9 protein-coding genes are annotated in these 10,033 nt (G+C 73.6%); 6 read left to right on the top strand and 3 right to left on the bottom strand.

Going from position 1 to position 10,033, the window contains the following annotated elements:
- On the bottom strand, positions 1 to 87 hold an 87-nt coding region (locus tag LLG88_02715), incomplete at its 3' end, for a hypothetical protein (protein ID MCE5245819.1).
- Positions 88 to 499: 412 nt separating this feature from the next.
- On the opposite strand from LLG88_02715, the gene LLG88_02720 reads away from it, so the two are divergent.
- From LLG88_02720 to LLG88_02735, 4 genes are all read left to right on the top strand, one after another.
- Positions 500 to 1,297 carry a HEAT repeat domain-containing protein gene (locus LLG88_02720; protein MCE5245820.1) on the top strand — a complete coding sequence of 266 codons (798 nt, stop codon included), beginning with the start codon at positions 500 to 502 and terminating at the stop codon, positions 1,295 to 1,297.
- 190 nt (positions 1,298 to 1,487) lie between these two features.
- Entirely contained in the window at positions 1,488 to 3,530 is a 2,043-nt protein-coding gene (locus LLG88_02725; protein ID MCE5245821.1) for a M13 family metallopeptidase, read from the top strand.
- A gap of 253 nt (positions 3,531 to 3,783) precedes the next feature.
- Entirely contained in the window at positions 3,784 to 5,091 is a 1,308-nt protein-coding gene (locus tag LLG88_02730; GenBank protein MCE5245822.1) for a hypothetical protein, read from the top strand.
- 29 nt (positions 5,092 to 5,120) lie between these two features.
- Positions 5,121 to 6,341, top strand: a complete 1,221-nt coding sequence (locus LLG88_02735; protein MCE5245823.1) for a beta-lactamase family protein — start codon at positions 5,121 to 5,123, stop codon at positions 6,339 to 6,341.
- A gap of 3 nt (positions 6,342 to 6,344) precedes the next feature.
- On the opposite strand, the gene trpB is transcribed toward LLG88_02735, so the two are convergent.
- Positions 6,345 to 7,586, bottom strand: coding sequence for a tryptophan synthase subunit beta (trpB, locus tag LLG88_02740; GenBank protein MCE5245824.1), 1,242 nt, complete (start codon positions 7,584 to 7,586; stop codon positions 6,345 to 6,347).
- 284 nt (positions 7,587 to 7,870) lie between these two features.
- Between trpB and LLG88_02745 the strand changes: the two genes are divergently transcribed.
- On the top strand, positions 7,871 to 8,242 hold the full coding sequence (locus LLG88_02745; GenBank protein MCE5245825.1) for an OsmC family protein: 372 nt from the start codon (positions 7,871 to 7,873) through the stop codon (positions 8,240 to 8,242).
- 93 nt (positions 8,243 to 8,335) lie between these two features.
- Here the strand turns inward: LLG88_02745 and LLG88_02750 are convergent, their stop codons facing one another.
- Positions 8,336 to 8,953 carry a hypothetical protein gene (locus LLG88_02750; GenBank protein MCE5245826.1) on the bottom strand — a complete coding sequence of 206 codons (618 nt, stop codon included), beginning with the start codon at positions 8,951 to 8,953 and terminating at the stop codon, positions 8,336 to 8,338.
- Positions 8,954 to 9,103: 150 nt separating this feature from the next.
- On the opposite strand from LLG88_02750, the gene LLG88_02755 reads away from it, so the two are divergent.
- Positions 9,104 to 10,033, top strand: a 930-nt coding sequence (locus tag LLG88_02755; GenBank protein ID MCE5245827.1) for a hypothetical protein, incomplete at its 3' end; no start/stop codon positions are given.

The following is a 10,033-nucleotide window of genomic DNA, read 5'->3' on the forward strand; positions in this document are numbered from 1 at the left end:
GAACAGTTCGGCGGCGCGGCGCGGGGCCATGGTGTGGCTGCTCGACGGGCCGACGCCGACGCGGAAGAGCTCGCGGATCGATTGCATGGGAGGCCGCTCCTCGAAGGAAGCGGCATTGTAGCCGAGCCGCCGCGGACGACCGTTCGGGCGCCCGGCGACGGCGACCGAGCCGGCGACGCGGCGGAGGCGCCGGCCGGCGGCGCCGCAAGAAACGGACGACGCCCCGGCCCCCCCGGGCGAGGCGTCGCCCATCCCCCTGCCGTCAAAGGAAGGTCGGCGAAAGCCCCCCGGCGTCGCCGACCTTCCCGACTTCGCGCCTCACCGCTGCCGAACCGTTCGTGATTCAAAGTGGTTCAACTGTTAGAACGGAACGGCGCCGGCGACCGAACCGAAATTCCAAAAATAGATCGGCGCCGAAAGACGCGGCGGGGGTTCGGGCGTCCCGCCGACAATCGGAGTTAATCTTTCACGTCGCCAACGCGACGGAGGGTCGAAGGGGATGCCAGAAGAGACGCTGCGTTCCGCGATCGCGAAGTTGACCGGCGCCACCCGCAGCCAGCTCGAGGACGGAGTGCGCGACATCAGCCGCGTGATGCCCGCGCTCCCCGACGCCGAGTTCCGGCAGGCGGTCGAGGCGCTCTGCTCGTTGTTCTACGTCGACACGTACGACCACCCCGAGCTCGAGCCGCTGCTCGACCTCGCGGCGAAGTGCCTCGCGCGGCAGGGGGTCAAGGTCGTCCCGCTGCTGCTGGAGTTCATGGAAGGCTCGGACGTCAAGAGCCACATCCACCTCGGCCAGGCGATCGGCATGGTCGGCGCGGCGGCGATCCCCGCGCTGCGGCGGTTCATCGCCACGGCCGACGACCCGTACAGCCGCGCCTTCGCGCTCTTCGCGATCGGCAAGGTCCGGGCCCCCGAGGTCGCCGAGGCGCTGCCGGAGGTCATCGGCTCGCTGATGCACCCCGACAAGGAAGTCCGCGACAGCGCGGCGCGCGCCGTCGGCAAGATCGTCGAGGTCGTGCCGCCGGAGCAGCTCGGCGACCGGCGGCGGACGGAGATCTACGACGCCCTGTTCCGCGCCCTCGACGACAAGCACGCCGCGGTCCGGGCCAAGGCGGTCCGCTCGCTGGGCAAGCTCGCGCTGGCCGGCTACCTCGCCGGCGAGCAGGAAGAGAAGCTCAAGACGGCCCTCCGCCGGATGCTCGGCGAAGGGGACGCCTACGACTGGGACCGCGCCTACATCGTCCGGCGCGAGGCGGAAGAGGCCCTCTGGCGCTCGAACGCCCCCCGCGGCTGAGCGGTTCGGCGGAATCGACGGGGAGGCGGTCGCTTCGGCGGCCGCCTCTTTCCGTTTCCGGACCCCGGCCGCCCGCCGCCGCGAAGCGGGCGCGCTTCGCGCTCTGCGGCGGCGCAATCGGCGCCAACGGTCGTCGCCCCGCCGCGCCCGGGACTAGACTCCGGGAATCCCTTCCTCAAGGAGCGTTCCGATGAAGCTGTTGCCTCTGCTCGCCTTGGCTCTTCCCTTGGCCGCCTTCGCCGCGCCGCCCGCGCCGCAGGACGGCCCGCTGCCGTCCCTGCCCTACACGCCGGCCCTCGACGCCGCCGCGATGGACCGCGCGGCCGACCCCTGCGTCGACTTCTACCAGTTCTCGTGCGGCGGGTGGATCAAGAACAACCCGATCCCCGCCGATCAGGCGAGCTGGGACGTCTACGGCAAGCTGCATCAAGAGAACATGCGCTACCTCTGGGGGCTCCTCGACCGCGCCTCCCGCCCCGACGCCGCGCGCGGCGCCGCGGAGCGCCGGGTCGGCGACTACTTCGCCGCCTGCATGGACGAGGCCGCGGTGGACAAGCGCGGCGCCGCGCCGCTGAAGCCGGTCCTCGCGCGAATCGCCGCCCTGCGGACGAAGGACGACGTGCTCCGCTTCGTCGCCGCCGAGCAGCTCGCCGGCGGCGCGCCGCTCTTCGGCTTCGGCTCGACGCAGGACCTCGCCGACGCGGAGAAGGTGATCGCCGGGATCGACCGCGGCGGCATGGGTCTCCCCGAGCGGGACTACTACCTGAGCAAGGAAGCGCGCTTCGCCGACATCCGCGCCAAGTACCGCGCCCACGTGGAGAAGATGTTCAAGCTCCTCGGCGACGCGCCGGAAGAGGCCGCCCGCGAGGCCGAGGCCGCGCTGCGCGTCGAGACCGCGCTCGCCGAGGCGTCGTACTCGGCCGTCGATCGCCGCAACCCGCACAACATGGACCACAAGATGGCCAAGGCCGAGCTGGCCAAGCTCGCCCCGTCGATCCCCTGGAACGCCTACTTCGCCGCCGCCGGCGCCCCCGCCTTCGCGCAGGTCAACGTCGCCGAGCCGAAGTTCGTGGAGAAGGTCTCCGCGCTGCTGAAGGCCGGCCCGGACGCCGACCTCAAGAGCTACCTGCGCTGGCAGGCGCTCCACGCGCGCGCCGACGAGCTCGCCCGCCCGTTCGCCGAAGAGAGCTTCGACTTCTACGGCCGCACGATGCGCGGCCGCCGCGAGATGCCGCCGCGCTGGAAGTTCTGCGCGAACTCCGTGGACCGCGACCTCGGCGAGGAGCTGGGCAAGCTCTACGTCGAGAAGACGTTCCCGCCGGCCGCGAAGCAGGAAGCGGCGCGGATGACGGCGCTGATCAAGGAAGCGATGGCCGCGGAGATCAAGGCCCTCGACTGGATGAGCCCGGAGACGAAGAAGCGCGCCCTGGAGAAGCTCGCCTCGATCCGCGACAAGGTCGGCTACCCCGAGCATTGGCGCGACTACTCGTCGATCAAGGTCGACCGCGCCGACTTCGTCGGCAACGTCGAGCGCGCGCAGCGGTTCGAGATGCGGCGGCAGCTGGGCAAGATCGGCCGCCCGCTCGACCGCGGCGAATGGGGCATGACGCCCCCGACCGTCAACGCCTACTTCAACCCGCAGATGAACGACATCAACTTCCCCGCCGGCGTGCTCCAGCCGCCGCTCTTCGACCTCAAGATCGACCTCGCCCCGAGCTACGGCGACACCGGCGGGACGATCGGCCACGAGCTGACGCACGGCTTCGACGACGAAGGACGCCAGTTCGACGCCAAGGGGAACCTCGTCGACTGGTGGAACGAGAAGGACGCGAAGGCGTTCGAGGAACGGGTGGCCTGCGTGAAGAAGCAGTACGCCGGCTACGTCGTCGTGGACGACATCCACATCAACAGCGACCTCTCCGCGGGCGAGGACGTCGCCGACCTCGGCGGCACGCTGCTCGGCTACCTCGCCTGGAAGAAGGCGACCGCCGGCCAGACGCTCGAGCCGCGCGAGGGGCTGACGCCCGACCAGCGCTTCTTCGTCGGCATGGCCCAGTGGGCCTGCGGCGCCGACCGCGCCGAGAACATGCGCCTGCGCGCCGCGACCGACCCCCACTCGCCGCTCAAGTACCGCATCAACGGCGTGGTGGCCAACCTGCCGCAGTTCGCGCAGGCGTTCGCGTGCAAGGCCGGCCAGCCGATGGTCAACCCCCAGCCCTGCAAGGTCTGGTGATCCGCGCCGCGGCCGTTCCGCGGCCGCGGCTTGTTTGAAGCAGCGAAGCGAAGAGAAGCGGGGCCGTGACGGCGCCGCGACTCGTTTCAAACATCGAAGAGAGGAAGAGGGCCGGCCGCGCGCCGGCCCTCTTCTTGCGCCGGGCCGCGGCGCCGTCGCCGCGTCCGTCCGTCGCGCCGCCGCGGCCGGCGGTCCCGCCGCGACTCGTTCCGCGCTCGCCCCCCGGCCGCCCCCGCGCTATCGTCTGCGGCCTATGAACGCCCCCCCGACCCAGCGCCGCATCTTCCGCTACTGGCTGCCGATGGCCGCCGCGTGGCTGATGATGGCCTGCGAGGGGCCGTTCATCGCCGCGGTCATCGCCCGCCTCGGCGAGCCGAAGCTGAACCTCGCCGCCTTCAGCGTCGCCTTCGTGCTGGCGATGCTCGCCGAGTCGCCGATCATCCTGATCCTGAGCGCGTCCACGGCGCTGGTGGAGGACCGCGACGCGCTGCGCAAGCTGCGCCGCTTCACCTACGCGCTCAACGCGGCGATCACCGTCGCCCTCGCGCTCTTCGTCCTGCCGCCGGTCTTCGTCCCGTTCGCGCGCGGCGTCCTCGGCCTGCCGCCCGAGGTCGCGGCGCTGGCCAACCGCGCCTGCGCGCTGCTGCTCCCGTGGCCCGCGGCGATCGGCTACCGCCGCTTCCATCAAGGGATCCTGATCCGCGGCGGCCAGACGCGCCGCGTCGCCTACGGCACCGCCGTGCGCCTCGTCGCGATGTCCTGCTCGGCGCTCCTCTTCGCGTCGTTCGTGCGCGGCGGCGGCGCGCTCGTCGGCGGCGCCTCGCTCGCCGTCGGCGTCGTCGCCGAGGCGGTGGCCAGCCGTCTGATGGCGGCGTCGCTCGTGCGGCGGATCGAGGCCGGGGAGCGGGTCGGGCCGGAGACGTCGCGCCGCGGCGAGCCGCTGACCTACGGCGGAATCTGGCGCTTCTACTACCCGCTCCTCCTGACGTCGCTGCTCAACCTCGGCGTGAACCCGCTCGTGACGTTCTTCCTAGGGCGCAGCCGCCTCGCCGTCGAGTCGCTCGCCGCGATGCAGGTGGTCAACCCGTTCGTCTTCTTCTTCGCCAGCCTCGGCCTCGCTCTGCAGGAGGTCGCGATCGCGCTGATGGGGGCGGAGTGGGAAGGGCGCGCGCCGCTGCGCCGCTTCGCGACCCGCCTCGCCCTCCTCGCCGCGGCGGGGTTCGCGGTCGTCGCCTTCACCCCGCTGCTCGACGTCTGGCTGCTCGGCGTCCAGGGGCTGCGCCCCGATCTGGCCGACGTGGCGCGGCCGCCGCTGCGGCTCCTGGCGCTGATGCCGCTCCTCTCCGTCGCGCAGTGCTATCTCCGCGCGGTCTTCGTCTCCGCGCGGGCGACGCGGCCGATCACCATCGCCTCGGCGATCGAGATCGGCGGCATCGCGGTCGCGCTCGCCGCCGGCGTCGGCCCGCTCGGATTCGTCGGCGCGACCGCCGCGGCCTGCGCGCTCCTCTTCGGCCGCGCCGTCGCCACCGGCCACCTCGTCTTCGCCCTCCGCGCCTTATGATGTCCTCCTCGATCTGCGGAGGTTCGAAGATGCGCGTCTGGCTCCCCGTCCTGCTCGCCCTCGCGTTCGCGGGCTGCGCCACCGTCGGGCTCGAAACGACGATCGGCGACGAAGGGCTGCCGCCCGCGGCCGGCCCGGCCGCGCCGACGCTCGAACGCTTCGACGGGCTGATGAGCCGGATCCTCGAGCAGACCGAGGCGCCGGGCGCGGAGCTCGCCCTCGTGAAGGACGGGCGGCTCGTCTTCGCCCGCGGCTACGGCCACGCCGACGTCGGCGCCGAGCGCCCGATGCGCCCCGACACGCCGATCGCCCTCGCCAACATCTCCAAGACGATCACCGCCCTGACCGTCCTGCGCCTCTGCGACGAGGGGAAGCTCTCGCTCGACGAGAGCGCCTTCGCGCGGATCAAGATCGTCCCCGCCGGCGGCGCGCCGGCCGATCCCCGCCTCGCCGCGATCACCGTGCGGGAGCTGCTGCAGCACACCGCGGGATGGGACACGGCGAAGAGCGGCGACCCGCTGCGTTTCCGCCGCCGCGTGAGCCGCACGCTGCGCGCCGAGCCGATCAGCGCCGAGCGGCTGATCCGCTACATGATGGGGCGCAAGCTCGACTTCGACCCCGGAACGCGCGCCGTCTACTCCAACTTCGGCTACGTCGTCCTCGGCCGCTTGATCGAGGAGGCGACCGGGCTGTCGTACGAAGAGGCGGTGCGGCTGACGACGCTGAAGCCGCTCGGCGCGGAGCGGCTGCGCCTCGCCCCCGCCCCGCCCGCCTACCTTCCCGGCGAGGCGCGCCGCTACGGGCCGCGCGCGGAGAAGGAACTCCCCGGCGGGCTCGTTCCCGCCGCGGCCGCGGCCGGAGGCTGGGTCGGCTCGGCGGTGGACGTCGCGCGCCTGCTCGCCGCGCTGGAGCGGCCGGACTCGACGTTCCTCTCCGCCGCGACGCGCCGCGAGATGCTGGCCGCGCCGACGACGCCGGCCGGCGCGCGCAAGCACGCCGTCGCCTTCGGCCTCGGCTGGGACCGCGCCGCGGAGGACGAGAGCGGCGCGACCTACGCCAAGGAAGGGGCGCTTCCCGGCGTCCAGGCGTGGGTCGAGCGGCTCAAGGGAGGCGTGACCGTCGTCGCGCTCTTCAACGGACACGGCACGGGGAAGCTCGATCCCCGCGCCCGCGCGATGTCGGAGATTCCGTCGGCGGTGCTCGCGACCGAAGACTGGCCGCCGACCGACCTCTTCCCGCGCTTCGAGTGACCGTCATCGCGCCCCGGCCCCGCGGCGCGCGGCGAGCTGCGGCAGGTCCTTGTCGCCGCGTCCGGAGAGGTTGACGAGCAGCGCGGCGCCGGGGTTTTCGCGCGCCAGCCGGCGCGCTCCGGCGAGGGCGTGCGAACTCTCGAGCGCCGGCACGATCCCCTCCAGGCGGCAGAGCGCGTCGAACGCTTCGACCGCCTCGTCGTCTGTCGCCGCGATGTACTCGGCGCGCCCGACGTGCGCGAGGAGCGCGTGCTCCGGGCCGACGCCCGGGTAGTCGAGCCCGGCGGAGATCGAGTGCGTCGGCGGCGTGCCGCCGTCGTCGTCCAGAAGAACCAGCGAGACGAAGCCGTGGATCGCGCCGACGCGGCCGCGGGTCATCGTCGCCGCGTGCTCGCCGCGTCCCGGTCCGCGCCCGCCGCCTTCGACGCCGACGAGCCGCACGCCGCGGTCGGGAACGAAGGCGTGGAAGAGGCCGATCGCGTTCGAGCCGCCGCCGATGCAGGCGATCGCCGCGTCGGGCAGGCGGCCGAGACGCCGCGCGGCCTGCGCGCGCGCCTCGCGCCCGATCACCGCCTGCAGCTCCCGCACGAGCCACGGATAGGGATGCGGGCCCACCGCCGAACCGAGCAGATAGAACGTCGCGCGCGGCGCCTGCGCGTAGTCGGCGAGCGCGGCGTCCACCGCCGCGCAGAGCGTCGCCGATCCCGCCGACGCGGCGACGACCTCCGCGCCGAGGCGGCGCATCCGATCGACGTTCGGCGCCTGCCGCGCCATGTCGGCCGCCCCCATGTAGACGCGGCACGGCAGGCCGACGCGCGCCGCGGCGGCGGCGCTGGCCACGCCGTGCTGCCCCGCGCCGGTCTCGGCGACGATTCGCGCCGCGCCCATCCGCCGCGCGAGGAGCGCCTGCCCGAGCGCGTTGTTGATCTTGTGCGCGCCGAGATGCAGCAGGTCCTCGCGCTTGAGCAGGATCCGCGCGCCCCACGCCGCGGAGAGGGCGCGGGCCTCGGTGAGCGGCGTCGGCCGCCCGGCGTAGTCGCGGAGCTCGGCGTCGAGCTCCGCGCGGAAGGCGGGGTCGGCCAGCGCGGCGCGCGCCTCGCGTTCCAGACGGGCCAGCGCCGCCTCGAGCGGCGGCGGGACCGCGCGGCCGCCGAAGGGGCCGAAGCGACCGGCTTCGTCCGGCAGCCGTCCTTCGACGAGATCCTGGAGCAGTTCGGCCTTGGTTCGTTCCGTGTCGGTGATCATGTCGCTCCCTTCCCGGCGCCGCCGCGACGCGGGAACGAGCGACGAAAAAGGCCCACTCCCGCGTTCGGAAGTGGGCCGGAAAAAACAAATCGCGCGCGACGACGCTACGACGCCACTCCCCTGTGGACGCCGCGCCGCCAGTTCCGCGCCGCGAAGTTCGCCGTGGTCGTCATCGCGCGGCGAATCTACCCGCGCCCGCGGCGCCTCGTCAAGCCGCCTTGTAACCACCCGCCGTCGCCGCGCATCCTTGAGACGACCGCGACACCCCACCACGGAGAACGACGATGGAGATGACGATCACCCTCCCCGGCGGCGACCGCGTGGACGCCCAGTTCGAGAAGATCTCGATCACGACGAACCAGGACGGCACCGCGCCGAGCCCGTTCCATCTCTTCCTGATGTCGATCGGGACCTGCGCCGGCTTCTACGTCAACAGCTTCTGCCGGCAGCGGCAGATCCCGACCGACGGGATCCGGCTGCGGCAACGGAACATCGTGGACGAGGCGACGCACCTCGTTTCGAAGATCGAGATCGACGTCGAGCTCCCGCCCGACTTCCCGCAGGCCTACCGCGACGCCGCGATCCGCGCCGCGCGGAGCTGCACCGTGAAGAAGCACCTCGAGCGGCCGCCGGCCATCGAGGTCAAGGCGGTCTGACGCGCCGCGGGGGCCGGCCCGACGCCGGCCCCCGCGCACCTTTCCCTCCGCGTCCTCGCCGGGCGCGACCGCCCGGCGGCCGGACGAACGGAACTACCCGCCGACGCGTCGGCCGGCGGCGCGGGCCATCATTCCGCCGATGTCCCGCTTGATCGAGCTCGCGAGCAGCGGCCCGCACGCCGACTTGTCCTTCGGACGGGCGGCGATGAAGGCCGAGTCCTTTTCGTCGAGCATCCCCGCGTTGGCCACCCGACCCGAGCGGTCGACGATCACCCACTGCAGGCCGATGACCTCGTCGCCGCGCTCGCTGGCCCGCAGCAGGTATTGCGCGTAGAGGGCGTATTCCCCCTGCGGCGGATGCGCCTTGACGTGCCGCCCGACGTCGCCCGCGACCTGCTCGAGCATCGAGGCCTGATCGCGGCGCCAGATCGTCCGGACGTTCGGAGCGTCGGCGGACGCGACGACCTTCGCGAAGCCGCTCGCCGCGAGCTGCTCGGCGACCCGCACCGCGTCGTCCGGCGCGGGAACGAGATCGCTTCCGCGCAGGACGCCGACCGGATAGACCGTCAGCGTCGATTTGGCGATGTTCGTTTCGAGTTGCCGACGAGCGTCCGACGAGACGAGACCGCCGCATCCGGCGAGGACCACCGTCGCCCCGACGAGGACGACGAGCGTCGCGAGTCCCGCGCCGCGGCCCGTGCGCTTCGCCATAGCTCCTCCCTCAGGCCGAACCCAGGCTCCAGGTCGCCCCGTTTGGCCTGTTGACGGGAATATCCAACGATCCGCGCCGCCCGCAATCGGGGTTTCGCCGCACAATCGAGTCGTCGGCCGGCGGGCCGTTCCCGCGGCGGAGGCGTCCCCATGCGCAAGGCGATTCTCTTGGCCATCGCGCCGTTTCTCGTCTCCGCGACGCTCGCCGCGGAGTCGCCGTCCGCTCCGGCGGCGGCCGTCTGCTCCCCCGCTCCGGGACGGCGGGCCGTGGCCTTGGCCGACCGCGTCGAGCTGCGCCCCGGCGGGGTCGTCCTCGCCGCCGCCGGGCGCCGGATCGACGCCCTCGGCTGCGCCGACGACGCGCTGGTCGCCGCGACGTCGGAGGCGGGGAGGAAACCGCGCGCGGCGCGGATCGCGCTGGGGCCGGACGGCGCGAAGACGGTCCTCGAGACCGCCTTGCCGGGACGCGCCGTCGCGGTCGCCGCGACCGCCGACCGGATCGCCGCGGCCTGCGCGGTGCGGAACGGCGGCGCGCTCGTCGTCGCCGGCGCGGGCGGCTTCCGCCGCGAGACGCCCCTGCCCGGCCCGCCGTCCGCGCTGGCCGCGTCGCCGGACGGGACGGCGGTCTTCGTCGCCGTCGGCAAGGAGCTGCGCGCCTTCCGCCTCGACACCGGCGGCACGTGGATCGTGCTGACGTTCGACGCGCCGGTGACGGCCGCGGCGTTCGCGCCGGACGGAACGCGGATGGTCGTCGCCGTCGGCCCGCGCCTCGACCTGATCGACGTCGCCGTCCGGACGTTCCGCGGCGTCCCGCCGCGGCTCGCCTCGGCCGACCTCGACGGCGTTCCGCGCTGGGTCGGCCTCTCGCGGGGCGGCGCCGTCGCGGCGTTGGTCGGCGCGAAGGCGCTGCTCTTCGACGCGCGCGATCTCTCGCCGCTCGGCGAGTTCGCGGTCGATCCGGCCGCGGCCGGGCTGGCGCTCGACGCCGACGCGGCGTGGATCGACGCGGGCGGCGCGCTGCGCGAGGCGCCGCTCCCCGCCCCGTCCCGCGCGCGCCCCGCTCCCGCGCCGCCGCGCCCG

Source organism: bacterium, from assembly GCA_021372775.1.
Classification (GTDB): Bacteria; Acidobacteriota; Polarisedimenticolia; order J045; family J045; genus JAJFTU01.

Coding starts and splice junctions, on each gene's coding strand:
- LLG88_02720 (MCE5245820.1), top strand. CDS start 500: ATGCCAGAAGAGACGCTGCGTTCCGCGATCGCGAAGTTGACCGGCGCC.
- LLG88_02725 (MCE5245821.1), top strand. CDS start 1,488: ATGAAGCTGTTGCCTCTGCTCGCCTTGGCTCTTCCCTTGGCCGCCTTC.
- LLG88_02730 (MCE5245822.1), top strand. CDS start 3,784: ATGAACGCCCCCCCGACCCAGCGCCGCATCTTCCGCTACTGGCTGCCG.
- LLG88_02735 (MCE5245823.1), top strand. CDS start 5,121: ATGCGCGTCTGGCTCCCCGTCCTGCTCGCCCTCGCGTTCGCGGGCTGC.
- trpB (MCE5245824.1), bottom strand. CDS start 7,586: ATGATCACCGACACGGAACGAACCAAGGCCGAACTGCTCCAGGATCTC.
- LLG88_02745 (MCE5245825.1), top strand. CDS start 7,871: ATGGAGATGACGATCACCCTCCCCGGCGGCGACCGCGTGGACGCCCAG.
- LLG88_02750 (MCE5245826.1), bottom strand. CDS start 8,953: ATGGCGAAGCGCACGGGCCGCGGCGCGGGACTCGCGACGCTCGTCGTC.